This window comes from Microcoleus sp. w2-18bC1 (assembly GCF_036700365.1).
Lineage (GTDB): Bacteria > Cyanobacteriota > Cyanobacteriia > Cyanobacteriales > Microcoleaceae > Microcoleus.
Genome location: NZ_JAUBOS010000046.1, coordinates 1 through 23,515 on the forward strand (window position 1 = coordinate 1; position 23,515 = coordinate 23,515).

General features: G+C 46.0%; 31 protein-coding genes and 1 pseudogene. 19 read left to right on the forward strand and 13 right to left on the reverse strand.

All coding sequences use genetic code 11. The features are described from left to right. Window positions 1-492: helix-turn-helix domain-containing protein (locus QT979_RS20405; protein WP_333311522.1), on the reverse strand; the 492-nt coding region annotated here is incomplete at its 3' end. Between the two features lie 92 nt (window positions 493-584). Between QT979_RS20405 and QT979_RS20410 the strand changes: the two are divergent. Continuing rightward, window positions 585-776: pseudogene (locus QT979_RS20410) on the forward strand (photosystem II q(b) protein); the annotation flags it as partial. Window positions 777-859: 83 nt separating this feature from the next. Here the strand turns inward: QT979_RS20410 and QT979_RS20415 are convergent. Together QT979_RS20415 and QT979_RS20420 are read right to left on the reverse strand one after the other, a co-directional pair. Further along, a complete protein-coding gene (locus QT979_RS20415; RefSeq protein WP_333311523.1) occupies window positions 860-1,579 on the reverse strand; it encodes a hypothetical protein in 720 nt (239 codons plus the stop codon). Between the two features lie 251 nt (window positions 1,580-1,830). Next, on the reverse strand, window positions 1,831-2,130 hold the full coding sequence (locus tag QT979_RS20420) for a Uma2 family endonuclease (protein ID WP_333214884.1): 300 nt from the start codon (window positions 2,128-2,130) through the stop codon (window positions 1,831-1,833). A 224-nt stretch (window positions 2,131-2,354) separates the two neighbouring features. Between QT979_RS20420 and QT979_RS20425 the strand changes: the two genes are divergently transcribed. Beyond that, window positions 2,355-2,507 (forward strand): hypothetical protein, encoded by a 153-nt coding sequence (locus QT979_RS20425; RefSeq protein WP_333214886.1) that lies wholly within the window; start codon window positions 2,355-2,357, stop codon window positions 2,505-2,507. A 236-nt stretch (window positions 2,508-2,743) separates the two neighbouring features. Here QT979_RS20425 and QT979_RS20430 read toward each other — a convergent pair whose 3' ends face one another. Next, window positions 2,744-3,097, reverse strand: a complete 354-nt coding sequence (locus QT979_RS20430; RefSeq protein ID WP_333214888.1) for a hypothetical protein — start codon at window positions 3,095-3,097, stop codon at window positions 2,744-2,746. 89 nt (window positions 3,098-3,186) lie between these two features. Beyond that, entirely contained in the window at window positions 3,187-3,384 is a 198-nt protein-coding gene (locus QT979_RS20435) for a hypothetical protein (protein ID WP_333214890.1), read from the reverse strand. Window positions 3,385-3,408: 24 nt separating this feature from the next. Between QT979_RS20435 and QT979_RS20440 the strand changes: the two genes are divergently transcribed. Then, window positions 3,409-3,726, forward strand: coding sequence for a hypothetical protein (locus tag QT979_RS20440; RefSeq protein WP_333311524.1), 318 nt, complete (start codon window positions 3,409-3,411; stop codon window positions 3,724-3,726). A gap of 573 nt (window positions 3,727-4,299) precedes the next feature. Here QT979_RS20440 and QT979_RS20445 read toward each other — a convergent pair. Further along, window positions 4,300-5,085, reverse strand: a complete 786-nt coding sequence (locus QT979_RS20445) for a PspA/IM30 family protein (RefSeq protein ID WP_006635936.1) — start codon at window positions 5,083-5,085, stop codon at window positions 4,300-4,302. A gap of 70 nt (window positions 5,086-5,155) precedes the next feature. On the opposite strand from QT979_RS20445, the gene QT979_RS20450 reads away from it, so the two are divergent. Continuing rightward, a complete protein-coding gene (locus tag QT979_RS20450; protein WP_333167716.1) occupies window positions 5,156-5,332 on the forward strand; it encodes a hypothetical protein in 177 nt (58 codons plus the stop codon). Window positions 5,333-5,386: 54 nt separating this feature from the next. On the opposite strand, the gene QT979_RS20455 is transcribed toward QT979_RS20450, so the two are convergent. Together QT979_RS20455 and QT979_RS20460 are read right to left on the reverse strand one after the other, a co-directional pair. Continuing rightward, a complete protein-coding gene (locus tag QT979_RS20455) occupies window positions 5,387-6,091 on the reverse strand; it encodes a PspA/IM30 family protein (RefSeq protein ID WP_333214894.1) in 705 nt (234 codons plus the stop codon). Between the two features lie 144 nt (window positions 6,092-6,235). Beyond that, complete coding sequence (locus QT979_RS20460) at window positions 6,236-7,474, reverse strand: SPOR domain-containing protein (protein ID WP_333214896.1); 1,239 nt, start codon at window positions 7,472-7,474, stop codon at window positions 6,236-6,238. Between the two features lie 512 nt (window positions 7,475-7,986). Here QT979_RS20460 and QT979_RS20465 point away from each other — a divergent pair. Next, complete coding sequence (locus tag QT979_RS20465; protein ID WP_333085038.1) at window positions 7,987-8,289, forward strand: hypothetical protein; 303 nt, start codon at window positions 7,987-7,989, stop codon at window positions 8,287-8,289. 220 nt (window positions 8,290-8,509) lie between these two features. On the opposite strand, the gene menB is transcribed toward QT979_RS20465, so the two are convergent. Continuing rightward, complete coding sequence (gene menB, locus QT979_RS20470; protein WP_190733148.1) at window positions 8,510-9,343, reverse strand: 1,4-dihydroxy-2-naphthoyl-CoA synthase; 834 nt, start codon at window positions 9,341-9,343, stop codon at window positions 8,510-8,512. Window positions 9,344-9,649: 306 nt separating this feature from the next. Further along, window positions 9,650-10,246 (reverse strand): TerB family tellurite resistance protein, encoded by a 597-nt coding sequence (locus QT979_RS20475; protein WP_333233117.1) that lies wholly within the window; start codon window positions 10,244-10,246, stop codon window positions 9,650-9,652. A gap of 75 nt (window positions 10,247-10,321) precedes the next feature. On the opposite strand from QT979_RS20475, the gene tadA reads away from it, so the two are divergent. The 4 genes from tadA to QT979_RS20495 all read left to right on the forward strand — a co-directional run bounded on the left by tadA (window position 10,322) and on the right by QT979_RS20495 (window position 12,435). Then, window positions 10,322-10,822 (forward strand): tRNA adenosine(34) deaminase TadA, encoded by a 501-nt coding sequence (gene tadA / locus QT979_RS20480; RefSeq protein WP_333311525.1) that lies wholly within the window; start codon window positions 10,322-10,324, stop codon window positions 10,820-10,822. 282 nt (window positions 10,823-11,104) lie between these two features. Continuing rightward, window positions 11,105-11,833 carry a lysophospholipid acyltransferase family protein gene (locus QT979_RS20485; protein ID WP_333214902.1) on the forward strand — a complete coding sequence of 243 codons (729 nt, stop codon included), beginning with the start codon at window positions 11,105-11,107 and terminating at the stop codon, window positions 11,831-11,833. Beyond that, window positions 11,823-11,987 (forward strand): hypothetical protein, encoded by a 165-nt coding sequence (locus tag QT979_RS20490; protein ID WP_333311526.1) that lies wholly within the window; start codon window positions 11,823-11,825, stop codon window positions 11,985-11,987. The genes QT979_RS20485 and QT979_RS20490 overlap by 11 nt, the downstream gene beginning before the upstream one ends. 79 nt (window positions 11,988-12,066) lie before the next feature. Then, complete coding sequence (locus QT979_RS20495; protein WP_333214906.1) at window positions 12,067-12,435, forward strand: hypothetical protein; 369 nt, start codon at window positions 12,067-12,069, stop codon at window positions 12,433-12,435. Between the two features lie 181 nt (window positions 12,436-12,616). Here the strand turns inward: QT979_RS20495 and QT979_RS20500 are convergent, their stop codons facing one another. Continuing rightward, window positions 12,617-13,381, reverse strand: coding sequence for an ABC transporter ATP-binding protein (locus tag QT979_RS20500; RefSeq protein ID WP_333311527.1), 765 nt, complete (start codon window positions 13,379-13,381; stop codon window positions 12,617-12,619). A 922-nt stretch (window positions 13,382-14,303) separates the two neighbouring features. On the opposite strand from QT979_RS20500, the gene QT979_RS20505 reads away from it, so the two are divergent. The 8 genes from QT979_RS20505 (at window position 14,304) to QT979_RS20540 (ending at window position 20,589) form a co-directional block, all read left to right on the forward strand. Continuing rightward, window positions 14,304-14,924, forward strand: a complete 621-nt coding sequence (locus QT979_RS20505) for a DUF4231 domain-containing protein (protein WP_333311528.1) — start codon at window positions 14,304-14,306, stop codon at window positions 14,922-14,924. A 250-nt stretch (window positions 14,925-15,174) separates the two neighbouring features. Further along, entirely contained in the window at window positions 15,175-16,518 is a 1,344-nt protein-coding gene (gor, locus tag QT979_RS20510) for a glutathione-disulfide reductase (RefSeq protein ID WP_333214911.1), read from the forward strand. 184 nt (window positions 16,519-16,702) lie between these two features. After that, on the forward strand, window positions 16,703-17,239 hold the full coding sequence (locus QT979_RS20515; protein WP_333311529.1) for an opioid growth factor receptor-related protein: 537 nt from the start codon (window positions 16,703-16,705) through the stop codon (window positions 17,237-17,239). A 283-nt stretch (window positions 17,240-17,522) separates the two neighbouring features. Next, window positions 17,523-18,113: a sigma-70 family RNA polymerase sigma factor gene (locus tag QT979_RS20520; protein ID WP_333311539.1), complete on the forward strand. Its 591-nt coding sequence runs from the start codon at window positions 17,523-17,525 to the stop codon at window positions 18,111-18,113. After that, entirely contained in the window at window positions 18,110-18,556 is a 447-nt protein-coding gene (locus QT979_RS20525) for a hypothetical protein (RefSeq protein ID WP_333311530.1), read from the forward strand. The genes QT979_RS20520 and QT979_RS20525 overlap by 4 nt, the downstream gene beginning before the upstream one ends. Window positions 18,557-18,575: 19 nt before the next feature. Then, complete coding sequence (locus tag QT979_RS20530; RefSeq protein ID WP_333214919.1) at window positions 18,576-19,058, forward strand: Spy/CpxP family protein refolding chaperone; 483 nt, start codon at window positions 18,576-18,578, stop codon at window positions 19,056-19,058. Window positions 19,059-19,159: 101 nt separating this feature from the next. Further along, on the forward strand, window positions 19,160-19,849 hold the full coding sequence (locus tag QT979_RS20535) for a YqiA/YcfP family alpha/beta fold hydrolase (RefSeq protein ID WP_333311531.1): 690 nt from the start codon (window positions 19,160-19,162) through the stop codon (window positions 19,847-19,849). Between the two features lie 32 nt (window positions 19,850-19,881). After that, entirely contained in the window at window positions 19,882-20,589 is a 708-nt protein-coding gene (locus QT979_RS20540; RefSeq protein WP_333214923.1) for an ROK family protein, read from the forward strand. A 159-nt stretch (window positions 20,590-20,748) separates the two neighbouring features. Here the strand turns inward: QT979_RS20540 and QT979_RS20545 are convergent, their stop codons facing one another. Then, complete coding sequence (locus QT979_RS20545; protein WP_333311532.1) at window positions 20,749-21,033, reverse strand: WGxxGxxG family protein; 285 nt, start codon at window positions 21,031-21,033, stop codon at window positions 20,749-20,751. Between the two features lie 183 nt (window positions 21,034-21,216). Between QT979_RS20545 and QT979_RS20550 the strand changes: the two genes are divergently transcribed. Both QT979_RS20550 and QT979_RS20555 read left to right on the forward strand, forming a co-directional pair. Next, window positions 21,217-22,404 (forward strand): histidinol-phosphate transaminase, encoded by a 1,188-nt coding sequence (locus QT979_RS20550; RefSeq protein ID WP_333311533.1) that lies wholly within the window; start codon window positions 21,217-21,219, stop codon window positions 22,402-22,404. Between the two features lie 53 nt (window positions 22,405-22,457). Beyond that, complete coding sequence (locus tag QT979_RS20555; RefSeq protein ID WP_333214928.1) at window positions 22,458-22,853, forward strand: VOC family protein; 396 nt, start codon at window positions 22,458-22,460, stop codon at window positions 22,851-22,853. A gap of 34 nt (window positions 22,854-22,887) precedes the next feature. On the opposite strand, the gene QT979_RS20560 is transcribed toward QT979_RS20555, so the two are convergent. Then, window positions 22,888-23,466 (reverse strand): hypothetical protein, encoded by a 579-nt coding sequence (locus tag QT979_RS20560; RefSeq protein ID WP_333214929.1) that lies wholly within the window; start codon window positions 23,464-23,466, stop codon window positions 22,888-22,890. Between the last annotated feature and the right edge of the window lie 49 nt (window positions 23,467-23,515).

The following is a 23,515-nucleotide window of genomic DNA, read 5'->3' on the forward strand; positions in this document are numbered from 1 at the left end:
GGGGGTTAACCAGTAGCGCGAGGCGTGTGGTTTAATTTCTGCTTCTTCTAATAATCTGCCAACATGGCGGACTGATATACTTTCAATAATGCCTTGTTTCATTATTTCCTCCGCCAGTTCTCTAGCTGTCCAGTGACTTATTGGTCGTCCATAATCGGACGGTGAGGAACAGGCGAGTGCAAATAACTCGGTTACTTGTTCCATGCTAAATTTTACTGGTGCACCAACACGCTCTCGATCTTGTAATCTTTGCAAAATCGATAAGTCTTTTCCCTCGCTCTCCAACCATCGGTTTCGCCATAAACTAGCCATCTGCCGGTTAATCTCTAGGCTTCGGGCTATTCCACGATGGTTTTGACCATCCGATGCCATCAGAATGATTTTGGCTCGTAGCACGATCTGTTGCGGCGTGTTGTGTCTCTTGCTCAACTGGTTAAGTTGATGACGCTCGCCATCGCTTAATTTTAATGTTTTAGGCATTAATAATGCCATATATGACTCCTTTATCACCTACCGAAACTGGTCTAAACTAACTATGTTATTCTACCACAAATATAGTCTGTCTACTTACGCCGAGCTGTACTAGCAACTTCAACTTCAACCAATCCATTATCGACTCGCAAGGTCGTGTGATCAATACTTGGGCTGATGTGATTAACCGCGCTAACTTGGGTATGGAAATGATGCACGAACACAATGTTCACAACTTCCCGCTTGATTTGGTTGCTGGCGAAACAACTCCTGTAGCAATGGTTGCTCCTTCTATCAATGGCTAAGTTTTAGCTTTTGATTGACCAATAGCGCTCCTAGTAATATGGGCGCTTTTTGTTTACAGTAGAGCATATGATCTGTGTTCGCCCTACCTCCTCACTGGCTGAAATCCCTGCACAAAACTCACCCAGCGTAGTAATTTATCACCTGTAATATCTAGGATGGGAATGTTGAAACTTCTGACAGCGGGGCGACCGACTTCACCAGCCGAAAAAGTCACATTCGTAGGTTCCGACTTACCTAAACCATAGGCACTAGCTATTTGATTAGCAAGTCGGCAGGTTATTACAAAACTTCCCATATTAATCGTGCCACCCCCAGCCTCGTAATTCCAAGTAATACCGGGTGTTAAATTTTCTTGTTGACACATAAAGTGGGTGACTTCAAACATTTTGGCAATGTGAACGTCATATTGCCTTAACCGTCCTCCATACGCCGATGCTGTGGTATCGCTTTCTGGTACTACAATCGATCCAAATCCTTCGTCAAAACCAAGCTTCACCGGCAGCGCTGTGGAACTTGTAAGCGGTTGACTCGCTTGGGGTTGTACGCGAGTCGATGACATCTGTATTGGTTTGACAAATTGACTATTAGCGCGAATAAAACAACCTTGCGCCGCACCAGCAGTGTAGGTTTTTCCTACAAAAAGCCAAGGTAAAGCCCTGGTATCACGGAAAGTAACACCAGCATTACCAGGAAAGCTTTCAAAACGCTGTCCCTGTTTTAAAACACCAACTACAGACCAATTAAAAACATCAAATGGAGTGGGGTTGTTAACACGCATAAATTCTTCAAAAGAAGAATTCATACGACAATTTAACCCCTTTGGATCTGGGTCTACTACTTCCCAATAAGTATGATAATATCTTCCCGTATAATCCCCTTGATTATTAGGACTAGGGAGAGGTGCAGTAGAACCCAGTTTAGCTATGCCTAATACCAGAAGAGTTGCAAGAGAAATAGTTTTTAATTCTTTTAACGTGGGTATCACTTTTTAAACACTAAATTTATTGACCATCAAATTGCGATCGCACGTCTTCAACAATCTCGACCCCCCCCTCATGGGATGAAAAGCCGATTCACACCCATATAGGCATTAATATTAAGCACAATCTCAATTAGACCTTCAACACAAAGCTCTCGATCCTCGGTGTCTCTGAGCAAAAGTCCCAAGTAAATTAACAGGTTACAGGCGATCGCGCTGTGGACTTCTGAACCTACTGGCATAGCGATAATCTCTCCGTTAAAGTATTCGTGACGTTCTTCGGCTGTTTCCTCGATCGCCCGGTATTCATCTGGAGTAAAGCGAGTCTTTGTCGCATCGGGAAGATTTGGCGGGTTGGTTGAAGCAATAACCACGATCGCACCTCGTAAATAATTAGACCTTAAATAATTATGGCTTAGAGCTAGATAGTTTTCCTAACCCAGAGGCGTTTTCTGAATTCCATTCAAATTCCCTAAAGAACTCTCCATGCCTTTTTCCAATTCTGCTTCACAACCGCTAAATTCTCGCTTTCCTTTTATTTTTAACACTCAATTGCTTGGTAATAGATGTATAATAATGCAAAGCAAAAATCAGATTAATGCCAAAAAACACCAAAGTTAAAACAAAGGTAAAAAAAGACGTAAACGACAGTCGGGAAGTCATCGTAAACATCGCCAAAATGATTGAGCAAAGCCCAAAACCGGCAGCAAAAGAACTTAAAAGCAGCAACCGCACCTTAGACATAGTTTAATTTAAAGATTATCAGTAAAATGCACTCTTGGCACCTAACGATGAGTGCCAAATGATACTTATTACTATATAGCGGAATTGCTCAGTTCCGCCAAGGGCAAAACGACTGCTTTCCTAAAAAGGTTTGAATTATACAGAAAAATACAGCCCACGCTCTTGTAAACTCCTGTTGCTCGACTTAATATCAATCAAAGGAATTCCCCAGCCTCCGCGAGCATTCCACCTTTCGCCGTACAGTTACCGCAACCGCAATCCCGCTGACAGTAAAGTATTAGCTTCCAAAACCGCGCTTTCCCTGGGATTCCAAACATTGCCAAAATCCACAAATGGCGTCACCTGCAAAACTCCTTGCTTGTCGCGGGTGCGCTGGCATCGGATACCGCAAATCGGCTGAATCAAAAATCCCGCTAGGGGTAAGCATTGCATCCTGACAGTAACCCCGCAAGATATCTGAGCCCCCTCTAGCGAATTGTTCGATCGCCAAAAGCTCTGCCCCTGCCCCAGCCAATTCCCCATCCGATCGTACCACCAGCAGCCTCTCAGCAGCCAAAAACCGCACGTACTGCTATTGACCACGAGGTCAAAAATCAACTGTCAGGGCTGCTGCTCACCGTAGCGCCAAATGCTGCAACTCCCTAACAGAACTGCGATCGCGCCACCAAGACATCTCTCTCTCCCCTTTAAGTAAAATCCTGAAACAGCCTCAGCACCGCAACCCGATTTCTTCCCCGATTATCTGCTGCCGACGATAGTGGAAAATCCTTTCCCAGCAAAGATGTATCGCTTTCTCGACTGCGAGTACCAATACCGATCGCGATTTCTCTTCTCGGATTTTGCACGATCGGCTCGCGGTAAATCAACTGCCAACTACTTCCCATCGATCGACTTTGATCGTACCGGCAATGTTAGCAATTCTGCTGGCTGTGCCGACGCGGGAACAGCAGGCGGCAAAAGCTGTTCGCCTGAAAGCAAGGGTGCTGGCCGCGCGGGTTATGGGAGGGGAGCCGAATTTGACAGCCGCGGGTTGGGAATCGGAAATTCGTGTCTGTTTTCTCCTCGGTTCGGCAATTGAGGGAGAGTTTCTGGAGCCTCACTTTGGGTCGATTGATCGAATTCCGGGATGCTATTTTCTAGCTCTTTACTGCCTCTATTTAATTCTGAACCAGAGTATAAATCACGAAGCCGATCGCGATCGTCTGCTGTTTCTTGATTTAGTTTGAATTGAGGCGGTAAATTATCATGCAAAATTGGCGCTTGCACCCCTGAGTCGGTACCAACCATCGACTCACCCACACTTAAAGCTGATAGCAGTGCGGGGCAAATAGCTGCAATTGAAAAACCAAGTGCTAATGCCTTGAAAAACTTGATTTTACAAAAGCCTCTCGAAAATTGCACGGGCATGACAGATTAGCCATATTTGATAGTTATTTACACTTACGATCGGGCGCGGCCGGCGCAATTGCAAGGAATAAAATTACTCTATCACTTTTGACAGAGTTAATTCCTTAAGTCAATATAAAGATAGTTGACAGCACTCTTATTTTATGTACTAAATAATTACTGAAAAAAACTCTGACCTCCCAAGCTAGCCATCTTGCAAGGAATAAAATTACTCTCTCACTTTTTAAACACTTAATTCCTTAAGTCAATATAAAGATAGTTGACAAAACATAGGTTTTGTGTGTTAGACAATTGCTGAAAAAAACTCCGACCTCCCAAGCTAGCCCTGTAGGTCGGCGGAGCATTCTATCAAACCTGCGATCTGAGAAATAGGTAAATTTTGATACAGATTACTACATTTTATTGAGCTGCGATCGCAATTCTTCCAACTCAGCGTCAATCACCGGGCTCGACTCCGAGCTACTAGCTGCTGCCGTTTTACCCGCTGCCGGCAATTGACCTTGAGACACAGAACCCCCGGTCAGTTGAGCTTTCATCTGAGCCAACTCGTCGTCAACATCGCCGCCGCTTTCGAGCAAGCGGAACTGTTCCTCTAAATTGCTGCCGCCGGCGGCCAATTCTGCCGAAGCCCCCGCGCGAGCTTCAATCTGCAAAACTTTTTCTTCCATGCGATCGAAAGCCGCCATTGAACTGCCAGTATTCAAGGTGCCAATGGTATTGTTGAGCTGTTCCTGAGCTTTAGCAGCGGATATCCTCGCTTTGAGCATATCCTTCTTAGTCTTAGCTTCGGAAATTTTGCTCTCCAAACCGATCAAGTTACGCTTGAGACTTTCCACCTGAGCCGATTGCTGATCCAGGCTGGCTTTCAGCGTAGCCGCCGTTTCAGCGTGAGACTTTTTGCGAACTAGCGCTTCCCTCGCCAAAGTCTCGTCTCCTTTTTGCAGGGCTAGCTGAGCGCGCTGCTGCCACTGGTTAGACTGAGATTCAGCTTGATTGTACTGAGTCTGGGTACGCTTTTGAGTGGCGATCGCGCTGGCAACTGCCTGACGCAACTGCACCAAGTCTTCCTGCATATCCGTAACGGACTGTTCTAAAATCTTTTCCGGGTCTTCAGCTTTGTTGACCAGATCGTTAAGATTGGCTTTGACGACTCGGCTAATACGGTCAAATAATCCCATAATGCTATTTTTCCTGGGTGAGGTGTACGAAGTAGGCGGAAAGCAGGCTTGATAGCCCTAGCCCGCAGTTGTGAAATTCACTCTTGTCAGATTTTTAGTGCGATTTAGTTTTTGGCAATTTTTGCAGACAGATAAATCCAGTTTAAAGCGATCGAGTAATGTGATGCAGGCAAGCTTATTCATGCACATATCTATTGAGTTTAACTTCGATCCGGGAATTCCCCAACAGGCTTCGAGCCATCTCTAGCTAGGCTGTTGAGAAGTTTTTGCTCGTCCCGACTCTTCTTCTATTGCCTGGGGTTCAGGATGCGGGCGGCTCGCCCGACGGCAATTTGGGTGTATTGTTGCCCGGAAGCATTTGTGCTTTCATCGCCGCCAACTCGGTATCCACATCGTCGGCACCTTCGAGAGAGAGAAACTTCTTTTCTAAATCGTTAGTTCCGAGTTCCGCGATTGCTTCGGAGCGAGCTTCTAGCTGCATGACTTTCTCTTCCATCCGTTCAAAGGCGCTCAAAGCGCTGCCGGTACTGAGATTGCCCATCATTTCTTGCAGCCTTTCCGACGATGCGGCCGATCGAGCTCGGGCAATGTACATATCTTTTTTAGATTTTGCCTCGGAAATTTTACTTTCGAGAGTCCGCATATTTTCTTTAAGTTTAGTCACAACAGCGTTCTGTTGTCCCAGACTGGCTTTCATCGCCGTTGCCGTTTCTTGATAAGATTTCTTGCGCGTCAGAGCTTCCCGCGCCAAACTTTCCTCGCCTTTTTGCAAAGCTAGCTGCGCCCGCTGATGCCATTCTGCTGCTGTAGACTCAGCTTGGGAACACTGGCGTTCAGTGCGTTTTTGAGCTGCAATCGCTCCTGCCACAGCTTGTCTAAGCTGCACTAAATCTTCCTGCATATCCATTACAGCCTGTTCCAGAATTTTTTCTGGGTCTTCGGCCGCCCCGACTAAACTGTTAATATTGGCTCGAATCACTCGCCATAGGCGATCGAATAATCCCATTTTGCCCGTCTCCCGATTTTATTAAATTTTAGATTTAGGACTGGGAATTGACAATTACAAAACCAATTTTGTGTTAGACAAAACATTCATCATTGTCTAGCTTTGTCTAACAATTTAGTTAAAGTTTTTCACCCTTTACCTAATTTATGGTTGATAGTATTGTGGCTTCACCCCTTTTTCTTGGAGTTCTTTCACCAAACGTTCTGCTGAGGCAGGATCGTTCAAAGCCCCCATTTGGATCTTGACACCCTTTGAGAAGTTTCGCACGTAGGCATCGGGAACAGCGGTTCTGGCTTGCTGCAGCGATTTTTCGTCGGTGTAATCGGTGACAACGTAATAGAAACCGTCGGCGGCCCGTGCAGGCCTTCCCAGCGGGGATGCGGCTGCTGGGGATGCGGCTGCTGGGGATGCGGCTGCTGGGGATGCGGTCGCCGGGGATGCGGCGGCAGGCTGGGCTGGGGAGGGTGTTGGAGGCAGTGTCGGCAGTGTCGGCACTGGCTGGGCGGCGCTGGGGCTGGGAGTGGGAAGCAAAGCTGTACTCAGATTGTTGAGTCCTTGTTCCCTGCCTCTGGCCGGGTTGCCGTCTTCTGTAGGAATCGGCACAGCCCCGCTGGGGCCCGGAGGCGCTGGCGGAGTTGGCGGGATTGATGCTTTTGGTGACGGGGAAGGAATCGGGCTGACTGTCGGCTGGACATTGCTGAGAGTGCTCAAATCTAGCTCTACAAATTCCTTGGATACCAGATTTGGAGCTTTCGGCAGTTCCTTGGTGCTGGTATCTGAGGTGGAATTAGAGGCGGGACTGTCGCTGGGAGAGGGTGAGGTGCGGAGCAAACGGTTCAAGCCGGCCATCTTAACTAGATTTGACGGGTACATGACGGCGTAGCCCAAAGCTGTGCATGACAGCAAAAACAGCAGCATCGAACTCAGTCCCAAGGGAGTTAACAAACTGGCAGCTAAACTGCGTTCTACCGTAGGCTCAGCTTTTGACTCGTCCAAACTTTCGATGAGTTTTTCGCTGGATTCGAGATAATTGTTGGGTGCGAAGGCACTGCTAGATAATTTTGTGCCACCCCTGGTAGTTGCTAGCGGGGCATCGCCCTGAGTGCCGGCAAGGGATAGGGGCAGCGATAGCGGCTGCTGGGTTTCCTCCGCAGTCTCTGGCGCCAAATTTTGGGCTAGCTGTTGCTCGGTTGTGGCTGTTTGCTTGCCGGTACGAACTGAGGGCGACACCCACTGTTCGGCGCGCCTCCTGTGCCTTCTGTATGTTGTCAGTTCTGCTTCTAGATTTACATCTAGACTCCCCAGGACTGCTTGCAAAGCAGGGTTGATTGGGGTTGAAGAGGATTGATGATTTGGGGATTCAACCGAAGAACGCTTACTCATTAGCAAAACTCCTACCGCCTCTGAATTAATTTTAATGTTTTGATTGTAGATATAAACAAGAAGCTTGAAAACTTGCCTATTTTATGATTAGCTACTTTTGGCGTCAATGCAACAGGGGCCCGATCGCCTGCTGTCGATCGTCGGCAGCTATTTTTCATTTTCATTTAAAAACTTAATTGTTGCTGTTTCCCGGAGGCTGCTTACCGACACTCTCAGCCACTTTTTGTATCCTGAGCTACCGCTTATTTGTGACCTTTCATACTCCTTGGGTATTTGTACTTTTTCTTGATCCCTAACGCCTTTATAAACTTTTAACCTATGTTTTTACCTATACAATGAGCAACTACCGAGCTAATTGTTTCTATATATAACGAGATTATAAATAAATTATAAAATTTAATTATACTTCGGGGATCGCTACAAACCAGACAGCATAAAGGTTGGGATGCTCTAAAACCTGCTAGCTCTACAAAGGAGAATTAGAGATGAAAATGATTTCCCTAAGAACTTTTATGCAAACCTCATTAACTTCACCTTTAACTTCAGCTTGTGGTCACTGCCGTCACTATACCCCTGAGGGCAGACGCGGGGGTGTTTGCGCTCTACTAAGCGGCCCGGTTCAAAGCCACTGGAAAGCTTGTGCTTTAGCGGTTTCGCCTTTTAGGTCATCTTGGGAAAACATAGAAGAAATTGGAATGTGGCAAGAATCGACTCTGACGCTGCAGGATGCCACCGTCACTCTTTCCGAGCGCCATGCCTGCCAGCTTACAGGCACAACATTAACCGAAAAATCCGCTGCCGCAGTTTCGGTTTAGTTAGTCGGCAGCAGGATAGGTCATACCATTTTCGATTTTCGATTGGGAAATCACTGATCATTATCATGGTTGGGATCTGACAAAGCAGTTTCATTCTTTTTGGGAACTGGTATCAATAGTCACAATTTTGGACGATCGGGTGCATTTGGCTTTACTAACTCATAAAAATCAGCATTTACTTTAATATGAGCGCATAAAAAAAACTGATTTCTGCATCCCGCTATGGCAGCCAAGGATATTGACTAAAATCAGGTTGCCGTTTTTCCAAAAAGGCTTGTTTGCCTTCGGCGCCTTCCTGGGTCATATAGTACAGCAAAGTGGCATTTCCTGCCAGTTCTTGCAAACCGGCTTGACCGTCGCAGTCAGCATTAAAAGCAGATTTCAAGCAGCGAATCGCGATCGGACTTTTTTCGAGAATTTCCGCAGCCCACTGAATCCCTTCTAGTTCTAGTTGTTCGACGGGCACGACGCAGTTGACTAAACCCATTTCTAGGGCTTGCTGTGCGCTGTACTGGCGACACAAAAACCAAATTTCTCTGGCTTTTTTCTGGCCGACGACTCTGGCAAGATAGCTAGCTCCGAAACCACCGTCGAAACTGCCGACTTTGGGGCCGGTCTGTCCGAAAATAGCATTGTCAGCAGCGATCGTCAAGTCGCAAATTAAGTGCAGAACGTGACCCCCTCCAATTGCGTAGCCTGCAACTAAAGCAATTACAACTTTAGGCATAGAGCGAATCAACTTCTGCAAGTCGAGCACGTTCAACCGGGGTATGCCACCTTCGTCTACATATCCCGCCGAACCCCGCACGCTTTGGTCGCCGCCGGCGCAAAAGGCGTATTTGCCGTCTGTATGAGGCCCCGCACCGGTGAAAAGGACAACGCCTATTTTTGTGTCTTCGCGGGCATCAGTAAAGGCATCGCACAGTTCCAGAACTGTTTTGGGACGGAAAGCGTTCCGTTTGTGAGGTCGATTGATGGTAATTTTGGCGGTGCCACCACTTTTGTGATAGAGAATGTCTTCGTAGGTTTTGGCGGTTTGCCATTCAATTTGCATAATCAATCAATTTGAGATTTGAGATTGAGCTGAGTCAATCAAGGCAGCGACAAGTCGCTTTTAGATTTTAGAGGCATTCGGTTCAATGGGATACAAGGGTCGATCGACTCTGGAAAAAAAAATAAAGCGGGATTTAGGGAGAAACCAGGTTTTTTACGAACATACGCCGTGCAGCGCTCTTGGTAGGGGTTAAACAACTCGGTTTTTGAGGGTAAGAGCGCCCCAGTCGCATCTCAATTGGAAACAGCGTCAAATCCTCGAACTCTTCTCACGACTTTTACTGCTCCAAAATTTATATGCGCTGGACTATTTGCGGAGTAAAATACTCAGCAAGTGCTTTGCTGCTTTGCCAAATACCGGATCGCGGGACTCGAATTCGCTGGGATCGAGTAAAGCTTGAACTTCGGCAAAAGCTTGTGAGTCGAGGGTTCCTTCTTTAGTAAATAAAGTGTCTATGACTGCAATGTGTCTGGAGTCGAGGCCGAGCCGATTTGCGATCGACTGTAGGTACATTTGCTCCCGCAGGTCGATGTGTCCGTCGGCCGCTGACATTTCGTAGCCGGAACCGATGAGCAACAGTTTTTCAGATTCTGAGAACAAAGCTGTCAGGGTTAGCAATTCCGTGGGGTTGAAGTAAACCTGCTGTTTCGATACTCCTTTGACAAGGCGCTGAATTAGTTCTACCCGATCGCGGTCGCCGCTAGCAAAGGCTTTGAGAGTCTTTTGCAGCCGTTCTTCTTCTTCAACTGCGATCGTCCTGTCAATAATCATCACTCCGCGCAGGATGGAAATCAGAGCAGTCAGAAACACTACCAAAGGAGTGATATCTTGTTCACGCAGCTTTTGCCGACTAATGCGGCACAACAGCTCAACAATTTCAGTGGTAATCGTAGTGGTGTCCATAATTAAAGACTCTCGATTAAGCTGTAATGTAACTTTCTTTATCGATCTTAAGTTTTTCTGTTACTTAGGTATGACGTGAATTGTAAAGCTGAGCCGTTGTCTATTCGTGATACTACTTATTTTATTCACAAACGCTGGATGACTAGGGCTGTGGAATTGGCCCAAGCAGCCGGTGATGCTGGTGAAGTACCCGTTGGTGCTGTGATTGTTGACGGTACTGGCAAATTAATTGCCGAAGCGCAAAATCGGCGAGAGCGAGATTGCGATCCGACTGCTCACGCTGAAATCTTGGCTTTGCGGGCTGCTGGTCAAGTTTTGCAAGACTGGCATCTTAACCAATGCACGCTCTACGTAACGCTGGAACCTTGCCCGATGTGCGCTGGTGCGATCGTCCAAGCTCGGATTGGTCTGCTGGTATACGGAGCAGATGACCCGAAAACTGGCACGATTCGGACTGCGGCTAATATTCCAGATAGCGCGCATTCGTTTCACCGCTTAGAGGTGCTCGGCGGTATTATGGAGTCTGTTTGCCGCGATCAGTTGCTTTCTTGGTTTGAAGCGCGCCGGAAAAATTAACAGGTAAAATTTTTTACTTTCTTCGGGGCGATGTTTAATCGAAATTGACCTTTAACTGGAATAATAGATCCGTAATTCCCCGCTCAAGCTTTCGAGGCGGCCGACTGCTCTGCATTAGTGCTGTCCGGTTGGTTGAGGTTTTACCTGTTAGAGATTATCTCTTGCGGGCGCGATCGCTCGATCGGCACAAGGCCAATAGCAAAAGTGTCCCGATCTAAAAACTAAAGATTTGGCCAACACCTTACTTTAGACTTTAGATCTCGATAAAGCAGCTTAATTGCTATGCCCCACACCGCCACGATCGCCGTTGAGTCCAGTAAATCATCTCTAGTGAAGCCAATGCCTGCCAAGGTAGCATCTAATACCTCTCGCGTTTCTCCTTGGTTAACCTCCTTGCTCTATCCGCTAGGTCACTATGTTGTCCTACCGTTTCATTTTGGCAAGATTGAGGTAACCGGACAGGAGCACTTGCCGAAAGATGGGCCTGTCATCTTAGCCCCTACGCACCGCTCCCGGTGGGATGCCCTGATGATGCCCTATTCAACTGGACAGAAGGTGACTGGACGCGATTTGCGGTTTATGGTAACTGCTGATGAGGTCAAAGGACTGCAAGGTTGGTTCATCAGACATTTGGGGGGGTTTGCTGTCGATCTCAAGCATCCGGCAATTGGCAGTCTCCGTTATGGGGTGGAACTACTCCTCGACAGGGAAATGTTGGTGATTTTTCCCGAAGGCGGTATTTTTCAGGATGGGGAAGTTCATCCGATTAAGCCGGGATTGGCGCGTTTGGCAATGCAAGCTGAGTTGAGCAAACCGGGTTTGGGCGTGAAAATTGTACCGATGAGTATCCGCTATCGTCCGCGCATTCCTAAATGGGGTGCTCAGGTAAAAATTGCGATCGGTTCTCCGATTTCCGTGGCGGATTATGCCAATGGTGGCGGTGGCAAAAAAGAAGCACGATTGTTGACAGCCGAGCTCGAAATGGCTCTTAAAAAGCTTGATGAAAGTTGAGAAGAAGTTCGGCAACGGATTATTTAACGGATGTAACGGATGTCAGGCAGAAGGAAGTTCGGCAACGGATTATTTAACGGATGTAACGGATGTCAGTCCGATGGCAGTCGGAAGAAGGAAGAAGGAAGAGGCAAGAGGGAAGAAGGAATTATGATATAATATTTTCGGGTGCTGTGGAGAGATGCAGCACTTATTTAGCTGCTTTGTTATGTCTGTATTAAGTGTGAGCATTAATGAATTGTGCTTTGAACTTTAAGCCGGGTCAAATTGTTAGTTTAGAATGTGGAGATGCGTGCCTGCATTCAGAGGTAATCCAAGTGGTTGAGGCACGTCAAGTTTGTTGGGTGCGCCCTTTGATGTTAGTTGTATCGGCGTCGGGGAAGGATTTATCGGCAGAATACACTTTATGCGATTTGCGAGATGGTGCTGATTTGCTGTGGCCGCTGAGCTTGTTTCGCGCGGCTTTAGATACTGAGGTAATTTCACTGTTGACTGAGTTGCACTCTCTGGATGCTGATAAAAAGGATGGTGCGATCGCATCTCGGCAACTTAGAGATTTTGTCGATCGAGTTTGGGAAGCTTTTCCCAGTGCTTTTCATTAAGCAGATATCGGGTGTTTTGTCTATTAGTTCGCCAGGGGTAGAAAACCCCTGTCTAATAGCTAAAGTCCTCGTTCTGAGGACTGATACCCTCTTGATTCTTCAGTCCGCGTAGGCGGACTTCGTTTGTCTAGAAGCGATTTCAATCGCCCAATTTTCTTTTCACTTTTCGCGGACTATTATACTAAAATACAGCGTGTGAAAGCTCTTCGGGGTTGAGATTATTGTGAATAACTTTACCGTCGCGGAACCAGACAACGCGGCGAGTTTGGCGCGCCACTTCCGGTTCGTGCGTTACCATAACAACAGTCATGCCGCTTTCGTTGAATTCGGTAAAAATATCCATTACTTCTTGAGTAGTTTTTGTATCCAATGCACCTGTAGGTTCGTCAGCCAGCAACAACACGGGACGGTTGACAATAGCCCTGGCGATGGCTACCCGCTGCTGCTGTCCTCCTGATAGTTGATTCGGTCTGTTTTGCAGCCGACTTTCCAGGCCTACTTTCGTTAAAGCATCTACTCCCCGTTCCCGTCTTTCTGCTGCGGGAATGCCGGCATATACCATCGGTAACATGACATTTTCTAAGGCTGTCAATTGAGGCAACAGGTGAAATTGTTGGAAGACAAAACCTAATTTTAAATTGCGAATTCCCGCTAATTCTTCTTCGGGCATTTGGGCGACATCTACGCCGTCTAAGTAGTAACTGCCGCTCGTAGGTCGATCGAGACAGCCGATAATATTCATAGCTGTAGATTTGCCGGAACCCGATGCGCCCATAATCGAGCAATATTCTCCTTGTCTTACGGTCAAGCTGACGCCGTTTAAGGCGCGAACTTCCAGGTCGCCAATCCCGTAAACTTTTGTTACATCTTCCAGACCGACAACAACGGGCTTTGAGAGGACTTGCGGGTCGAGGTCTTGGTATGTATCGGTTTGTAGTTCAGGCATTTTTTTTCTGTGCGATCGACACAACTAACTACTAAGCTAACACTTCCCATCTGTTTTCGCGATCGGGGTGAGGGCTGTTTCGATGCTAATGAACAGAACATCTATATTCAAGTCAGAGTGAATACTTTGACACCGACCTGGAGGTAAAGTCGGAGTGGAAAAAAAAATCGGCGTTGCACAATTGGGTATGAAATTTGTAGGGGAAATCCCCCCGTGATTGCCCCACCGCTGACAGTGTAAGGACTTAGAATTACCCCTACAAGCAAAATCATACATAAATTCAGCAGAGCCAAAAAATCTATACTATTATGCAGTGACCGAAAGCATCCAGGATACAAGTCCCCGGATTCATGCGTCCAGAAATAAAAAACCTGTATCCGATAAACTTGCCTCCGAATTTATCCGTGGGGTCAATGCGAAAATCGAAAATCGAAAATCGAAAATCGATTGACTCTCTCTGTAGGGTGCTTATGGCAACCCCTGTCAAGGTACGATCGCCCTGCTTTACATCATCCTAGCCGTGGGCGATCGGCAATAAACCCAGTTTATGGGTAATCACCTGTTAAAGGAGGAAATTTTAACATCGCCATCAACAACTTTTCAAGGGTTTCAGAGTCTTCTTCACCAGGTTGACAGGGCTTGGGTGGAATAGACACCCCAATAGGCTAAACTTGTGTGCGATCGCCAAACAGACTACAAACCAATGACTACTGCTGCGGATACAAACCAGGCCGAGATTTCCAATACAGTCTCATCGAGTCCACAAATGTTATCTTTCCTGAGAATTGTTGAGTCTTTATCCATAGCCGCTTTTGTGGGTGCGTGCCTCCTTACCAGAGTTTTTCCAGACAATCAACTTATCGTTATTTTAGGAGCTGTTTTTCTCTCTAGTTTTATTTTTCTCTTCCTGACCAATAGGCAATTGGCTCAAAATTCTACGAATAGTGCAAATCAGTTAGATATCCGAAGAAAAGCTGAACTATATAATTATCTGTTAAACCCGAATAATGTTTCGGATAACAATCCGATAACCCCAGTGAGAGAAAAGGCTTTACGATATTGCCAGGAGTTGATTGACGACTATAAAAACACTAGAGAGACTTCGAGAAATATTTACTATACTTTCCAATTGGCAACCGTTGTTTTATCGGGAATCACACCAATTTTGGTATTGGTAGACAAATTGGAACCAAGTCAAGCGTTGCTCAAGTGGCTGCCGGTAATTTGTCCCGCTGTCGCCTCGATAGTCGCCAGTATCGTTACCTCTTTTCCTTTTCAGGAAAATTGGATTTCTGCTAACACGACTGTGGAATTGTTAGAAGCGGAACAGGAGAAATTTATATTGGGAGTTAGTCCGGCTTATCGTTGCTATGATGCCGACGAAGCCCAACATCAACAAATGGCAAAAATGGGAATAGAAAACTTTATCACTCAGGTGAATGAGATTCATCTCAAGCAAATCCAAAAACCAGATGAGAAACGGTCAAGAGAGCAGAATACAGAGCCAGCTCAATCTACCGAGTCAAAGTATGGGCAGAGTTAACAAATCTGACAATATCAGTAAGCAGGTAGGGTTGAGTTAGGCCACCTGCTATTATACGGCTAAACTTTTCATCACAGATGGCATTTCGGGGCTATAGGATAGCCAAAGACCGGCTCGTCCCCCGTTTTCTTACCCCTGAAATAGCTCTATATGTAGCGCTCAGAAGTTCTCAAAGGCAAATTTTTTGAGCTATCATTAAGAAAAGTTAAGCGTAAACTTGGTAAGTTGGGGATTTTTGGTAAATACAATTATGACATACGATTACGACTTGTTTGTGATAGGTGCGGGTTCCGGCGGATTGGCGAGTTCCAAGCGAGCAGCATCCTACGGCGCAAAAGTGGCGATCGCCGAAAATGATTTAGTAGGCGGAACCTGCGTAATTCGCGGCTGTGTCCCCAAAAAACTCATGGTGTACGCCTCAACATTTTCGCACCTTTATGAAGATGCGGTGGGCTACGGTTGGAGTCCAGTAGAAAGCAGTTTCGACTGGGAAAAACTTGTCACCACGGTAGATGCAGAAGTGCGGCGGCTGAGCAAACTGCACATCAGCTTTCTTGAAAAAGCCGGAGTCGAATTAATCTCAGGATACGCCAAATTTATTGACCCCCACACCGTCGAAGTTGGTGACAAAAAATTTACCGCAGCCAAAATTTTAATTGCTGTCGGCGGAGAAGCGCAAAGAGTCCCAATTGTCGGCATCGAACACGCGATTACCTCTCGCGAAATCTTTCTACTAAAAGAGCAGCCAAAACGGTTGGCAATTTGGGGAGGAGGCTACATCGGCGTCGAATTTGCTTGCATTATGAACGGGTTGGGAAGCCAAGTAACTCAAATCATCCGCCGTGACTTAATTTTGAACGAATTTGACACAGAAATTCGTACCAACGTGCAAGAAGGAATGATTAAGCACGGAATCGAAATTTTGGCAGAAAGCTCGATCAACCACATTGAGAAAACCCCAGAAGGCTTAAAATTAACTCTGTCGGGAACAGCCGAAGGAACGCTAATAGTAGACGCGCTGTTGTGCGCTACCGGGCGTCAGCCTAATTTAGAAAAATTGGGTTTAGAAAATGCGGGGGTAGAAACAGATAAAGGTGCGATCGCAGTTACCAAAGACAGCCGCACCAGTCAGCCCCACATTTTTGCAGTGGGAGATTGCACCAACCGCATCAATTTAACACCAGTTGCGATCGCCGAAGGACGCGCTTTTGCCGATACTGAATTTGGTAATAACCCCAGATCGATCAGTCACGAAAATGTTGCCTCAGCAGTATTTTCGCAGCCGGAAGCAGCTACAGTCGGCTTAAGCGAAGTGCAGGCTAAAGCAAAGTTTCCCGACTCAATTAAGTGCTACACAGCCAAGTTTAGGCCCATGTTTCACGCTTTGACAGGCGCAGACGAGAAGACTTTTGTCAAGTTAGTTGTTGAAACTAATACTGACAGAGTTTTGGGCGTGCACATGGTTGGGAAAGACGCGGGCGAGATTATTCAAGGAATGGCGATCGCTGTTAATATGGGAGCTACGAAGAAAGACTTCGACGCGACTATTGGCATTCACCCATCGACTGCGGAAGAGTTTGTGACTCTACGGTAAACAAGGCGAAGTAGCCAGAGACTTAAGTCTCTGGCTAATAGCTAAAGTCGGTTAAAAATGACTCAAGAAAACTATTTTGAAAAACAGGCATGATGCCTGTTCCACACAAAAATTAAATTTTCTGGTTGTGGGGTGGGCGTCCCGCCAGCCCAAAAATACAATTTAGATACAACACAACTTATTAATGAGTGATTCAACAAAACAAAACACAATTTTAGCATTCTATCTCGGTCAGCAGCCTGATTCACAAGGCCGGGCGATCGAGGATATTTGGTCGTGGGATTACCAGAAGCTGGAATCCGTACACAATTACATTCAATGGCTGTTTCCCCTAAGAGAAAAGAGTCGCTTTAATTCCAGTGCTCCGACTTTAAATGATGAGGTAATTCAAGCTTTTAGAACAAGTGAAGAGTTGAAAAATCGCTTACTCCGTTCGTTCAATGTCATGCTGGCATTTTACGGGTTGGAATGCCGCGAAGGGGAAAACGCAGAAATTGTAATTGCAAAATCCGCAGAATATTTGTCAAGAAAAAGAGAGTGGATTCAAAAATTTAATCACAACTACCTGCGGCTGACTAGGATTATCACAAGTTTGACAGAGTTGGGATTGAAAAATTACGCTTTAGCTCTTTTCAAATGTTTAGATGAACTCTATAATGAAGACAAAAAAAGTATTGGTTTAGAAAGTTATACTTATTGGAAAAATGCTGTAAATAGTTAGAACCGATATTTGGGACTGGTCGCTATAGCCAACCCTACGGCCCACAAGAAAACTTAATTTTTGTGAAACAGGCCCGAAAGCCTGTTACGGGCGGGCTAGAACCCACCCCACAAGAAAATTAAGTTTTTGTGGAACAGGCCCGAAAGCCTGTTGCTGACATTGGTGCATTTTTACACCCCAAGCGGATTCATGCTCAAAATAATATTTTAAATTATTTGAACCTTTTTCGCGATCGTCCTGTCTAAACACTTCAGATAACGAACTGGTGGGGGAGACTTCACAGGTGTTAGCTGTGTCAGCCAATGTTTTAATAGATAACTGTTCCGACTCGGACTTAGTTGCTGAATGTTTAAAGGGCGATCGCACCTGCTTTCGCCACCTTTACCAACGCTACCAACACAAAGTCAGGTCAACCCTTTACCAACTCTGCGGGCCCTCGCTGCTTGACGACTTAACGCAAGAAGTATTCCTGCGAGTGTGGAAAGGATTGCCAAAACTCAAGCACCAAGACAACTTTTCTACTTGGCTTTATCGAATCACTTGGAATGTGGCTTCTGACCAAAGACAAGCAGTTGCTAAGCAGCATTCTTTTGATTCCAAACTCAAAAATCAAGAACAAATGGATCGGATTGTTGTCACAGATCGTACCTCTGACTTGATGCAGTTGCACTATCAAGATTTAGTGCAGCGAGGATTGGAGAAATTGAGCTTTGAACACCGCAGCGTTTTGGTGCTGCACGACTTAGAAGACATCCCGCAAAAAGAAGTAGCTCAAATTTTGGGACTGCCGGCAGGAACCGTCAAATCTCGCGTGTTTTATGCCCGAAATGCTGTGCGGCAATTTTTGCAAAAAGAAGGTGTCAGCGAGCTATGAATCACCCAAGCAGCGACCAAGAGTTAGTTAATTTCTTGAAGCAACATCGCCCAAATCTTCCTGAAGCTGCACCAGATTTAGAGCGAAAACTCCTAGCAGCAATCGAAAGTAATCAGCCGAGTTTTTCCCATGAAAATCACCGCAAAAAACCGCGATTCATTGCGTCAGCAAAGTCTGATAACAGGTTAAAAATATTCTCTGTTTCTAAGTGGGCTTTGTCGTCTGCAATTGCTGCTATTCTGCTAGTTTTTTGGTCTGGCTACCGTCCGTTTAATACTGCACAATTGCCAGATGAGGAAACAGCTAAGTTAGAAGCATTTTTAGTTACTAACTGGGAGGGTGTCCTCCATGATTCTACCCAAGAAACTATGACCGATAGCTCGCAAACAGACTGGTTGACTGTCAGCCCTGGTGCTGGCAGCCAACCGCCAACAAATAAGTAATATCAAAGAGGTAATTTTCATGTCAATTCGTCGTATTTCTGCCCTAGCAGTTTTAATGCTGACTCTCGGTAGTACAGCCGCAGCAATAGCAGTTCCTCATCCCCTCGAACCGGAAACATTTGCACAAAATCAGCGACCAAATCGACCTGGCAAGGAAGGCGGGATGTTCGAGAAACTGAATTTAAGCGCTGACCAAAAGCAGCAAATGCAAGCAGTTCGTGATCGCTACAAAGACCAAGTTTCCCAGCGGATGCAAGCAATCCGCCAAGCGAGACAAGAATTGGAAACGATGATGTCCGGCACGGCAAATGCCAGCGAAATGCGCGAAAAACACCGTCAAATAATCGGATTGAGGCAGCAGTTGGAAGAGGTTCAATTTGAAAGTACACTCGCAATGCGAGAAGTGCTCACAGCCGAACAGCGCAGCCAATTAGCTCAAATGATGCAGCAGCGCCGACAAAATGCTAAAAATCGGATGCAAAACGGTCAAAAACCACAGTAATAGTGCCATTTTGTTCACGGCTTATTAGAGCCCCGACTTCTTAAAGAAGCCGGGGTTCTGGGTGTTATACTTAATATTTGTTGTTAAATATCAATTACTGAATGAATTTAAAAAACCATTCTAGTTACATTTATTTACACGGATTTGCATCAAGTCCCGATTCTCTTAAGGCAAAATATCTCCGTGATTGCTTTTCGTCCCTAGGAATTGACCTAAAAACTCCCGATCTCAATCAAAACAATTTTTCCGGTCTCACCCTCACCCGCCAGTTACAGCAAATAGAAACAGAATTTCTGCAAACCCCATCCTCCCCATCGACCGACAAGGTAAAACAATTAGGGGGAGTTACAATAATTGGGTCGAGTTTTGGAGGACTGACAGCGGCTTGGTTGGCCCAGCGACAATTGTCAGTAAAACAAATAGTTTTGCTAGCACCGGCTTTTCAATTTATCTCCCACTGGCTGCCGCTGTTGGGACAGCAACAGTTAGAAAAGTGGCAGTTGGAGAAATATTTGCCCGTTTACCACTACGGCGAACAGCGTTATCTGCCACTGAATTATCAGTTTGTGGCAGATATGGCTCAATACCCTGAAGAAAAATTAATTCGGTCAGTCCCTACGTTAATTCTTCACGGCAAACATGATACAATAATACCGATTCAAGCTAGCAGAAATTTTGCCGCTAACCGTCCCTGGGTGCAATTAATCGAATTAGAAGACGATCATTCTTTGGGAAATGTCCTAGCGGAAATTTGGGAAGCGATTCAAAAGTTTTGCCAATTCAAAAATTAAAATTTTACCAACTTGCAAGTCTCAACAATCAAATGACTGAACAAGATCGATCGACTCGCACCTTAGCCGTGGATATTGGCGGAAGCGGCATCAAAGTTATGGTTTTGGACAATGAAGGCGATCCCCAAACGGAACGCAGCCGCTTAGAAACGCCTCAACCACCGAAACCGGAACCCGTACTAGAGGCGATCGCCTCTTTAGCCAGCGGACAAGGAGAATTTGACCGAGTATCCGTCGGTTTTCCCGGAGTCGTGCGTCTAGGCGTCATAAAAACCGCAGTGAATTTAGATCCGTCTTGGATAGATTTTGACCTAGAAACTATCCTTAAAGATCGCTTGGGGAAACCTGTGCGAGTGGCTAACGATGCCGATATTCAAGGATTGGGAGCAATTGCTGGGACAGGGGTAGAATTAGTAATTACCCTGGGGACCGGTTTCGGTTCTGCCTTATTTGTCGATGGTATCTTGGTGCCAAATCTAGAATTAGGGCATCACCCGTTTCGCAAAGGGGAAACTTACGAACAGCAATTAGGGCGATCGGCATTAGATACAGTCGGTTCCAAAAGATGGAATCGCCGTTTGGAAAAAGCGCTCACCTATCTGCAAAATCTCTTTAACTGCGATCGCATTTACATCGGCGGCGGCAATACTAAAAAGATTGCTGTTGAGTTACCGCCGCAGGTTAAAATAGTACCAAATGTGAGCGGTTTATTGGGCGGAATTGCTTTGTGGCGTGATTGAATAAACAAACTTTGTGGCCAAAATACCCATAAATATCAAAGAAACCGGATTTGTTACTCGGATTAAAGGCAATAATCCAGTCTTTCGGTAAAAAACCCGGTTTCTGAATCCACGACGGTTGATTTGGTTTTTTGGCTGGTGCGATGACAGTTTAAAAAATTATTCGCCCATCGGATCGCGGTAGCGTTTGGGTTCATCCTTGCGAAACAGATTCGCCAAACCGAGGATGCCCAACAAGCCCAAAGCACCCCAATGATTGTTGTCTTCCTTGCTTTCTTGAAAGGGAGTTCTGTCTAGAACAACTCCATTAGACTCAGTATTGTTCTGTGCCGGAGCTGATTCGGTTTGAGCTGAAGCAGGCATAGCTGAAGGGAGAACAGCCAAACTCAAAGCTATGAGGGTAGCGGCGGCATTTTTAGATAGATCGGAAGGCTTGACTTTCATACTGGGTTTCCACATATTAGCAGTTACTTTCTAAGAATAATCAATTGGCTACAGCCGACGCATCAATCGATCGACAGAAACTAAATCCCGCATCTCCTCTTGCTTTCGAGATAGAACAAGCTCTATGCTAAGTTCAGATGCTTCTAAGCAGATTATCTAAAATAAAAAGTCGTAAACTATACCATGCTTCCCTTTATCCGAAAAGATTTAGCCGAACTTACCGCATACACTCCCCATCCGAGCGGCACATCAGGAGAGCCAGCGCACTCCGAAAGTGCGATAGATCGCCTTGATACCAACGAATGCCCCTACGACTTGCCAGAAGAATTAAAAAAAAAGCTAGCTTGGACTTACCAGCAGTTAATTGAGACAAATCGCTATCCCGATGGAGGCCACGCAGCGCTCAAAGAGGCGATCGCCCAATACGTCAATGAATCCCTAAATGTCCCCCCCCTTAACAAGGGGGGGCTAGGGGGGGTTACACTGCCCAAAACCGTTATTACAGCCGACAATATTTCTGTGGGCAACGGTTCCGACGAACTAATTCGCTCCATTTTAATAGCTACTTGTTTAGGCGGTACCGGCTCTATTTTCGTAGCGAATCCTACCTTTTCGATGTATGGAATAATCGCCCAAACCCTCGGAATTCCCGTTGTCAGTGTTCAGCGGAAAGAGGAGAATTTTGAAATCGATATCGAGGCGGCTAAAAGGGCGATCGCCCAAAATCAAAATCCCCCCGTGCGCGCCGTCTTTGTCGTTCATCCCAATTCGCCCACAGCCAATGCTTTGACAACCGATGAAATAGAATGGTTGTCAAGTTTACCGGAACAGATATTAGTAGTAATTGACGAAGCCTATTTTGAATTCAGCCAAAATACTTTAGCAGACCAATTGCACCAGCATCCAAATTGGATTATTTTACGCACATTTTCCAAAGCATTTCGACTGGCCTCAATGAGAGTCGGATATGCGATCGCCCATCCCGAACTCACAGCCACCTTAGAAAAAATCCGTCTCCCCTACAACCTTCCCAGTTTCTCGCAAACGGCAGCCGAGCTAGCCCTAGCGCAGCGGCAGTTATTGCTAGCAACCATTCCCGAAATTTTGTCAGAAAGAGCAAAATTAATTGCAGCGCTAACTCAGCATCAAAAATTGCAAGTTTGGCCGAGTGCGGCTAACTTCGTTTACCTGCGGGTGAAAGCTGGCGATGGCGAATCTCCTGAACAGGAACACAAACAAATCATGCAGCAGCTAAAAGATCGAGGTACTTTAATTCGGCATACTGGAGGAGGTTTGCGAATTACGGTGGGCAGTCCCGATGAAAATCAGCGAACAGTCGATCGAATAGGAGAAATTTTTGACAACTCATAATATTGGGTATCCAGTTTCTGCTTAACACCAAAATAACTTTGGAGAAGGTATATATGCTTCAAGCAAAGGTTTTACGGGTTGCTCGTCCAACGGATTGCCTCGATCGAGTTGTTCATTTCTACACAGAGGGTTTAGGGCTGCAAATCCTCGATCGTTTTGAAAACCATGAAGGTTTTGACGGAGTAATGGTTGGAATGCCAGGAGAAAGCCACCACTTTGAATTCATCCATCAACGGGGACATATTGTAGGTGGCGCTCCAACTCAAGACAATCTTATCGTCTTTTACCTTCCTAACCAACAAGAATGGCAGCAGGCTGTTGAGCGAATGAAAGCAAGTGGATTTGATCCTGTAAACTCCTACAATCCATACTGGGACAAAGATGGAGTTACATTTGAAGACCCAGATGGCTATCGAGTCGTTTTGCAGAATGCCGAGTGGAGCTTGTAGCAGCGCGATCGCAGCATAAGGTATCTACACCAATTTATAACTGATCATTTTCTTGTCGCGCCGCCCGAATAGTTTGGGGAAATACGCCTACTAAAAGTGCCAAAGCTTCATCGGGAATTTGTGCCACCGTTTCCGAATCCAAATATTGTTCAAACTGAGTTAAAACCATTTGTGCGCGTTCTAAAGCTGTAGGCTTTGCCGTTAACTGTTCCATTAACCGCACCCACTGCCGCCGAATTCCAAAAGCTTTCTGTATTTCTTCGGGAGATTGAGGGCAAACCAAACAAAAATCGCCCACGGGAATTACCTGCTGAGAGTCAACATCAAAAGCGCCGCCAACCGCAGCCCCAGGTCCGGCAAACTCCGCGTGGAAACGTTTAATCAAAATTAGACCGTTCCGGCGACGGCTATCTACCATCAACAGCTTGCCGCTGTTGATTTCTGCGAGAATATCAGAGGAGTGGGGGTGTTCTGTCAAATCTGTGCCAAGGTTTCGATGTCGCAAGTCCGGGCCAGCAGAAAGGCCGGCGCGGACAATATAATTAGAGGTAAGATTAGAGCTGGATGAAGTATCGATTTTTTTCTCATCCCGCTGCCGATCGAGATTATTCATTTAAAGTTATAAATTAATACTGTCACAAGGTGGTAGTTTGAGCGCGATC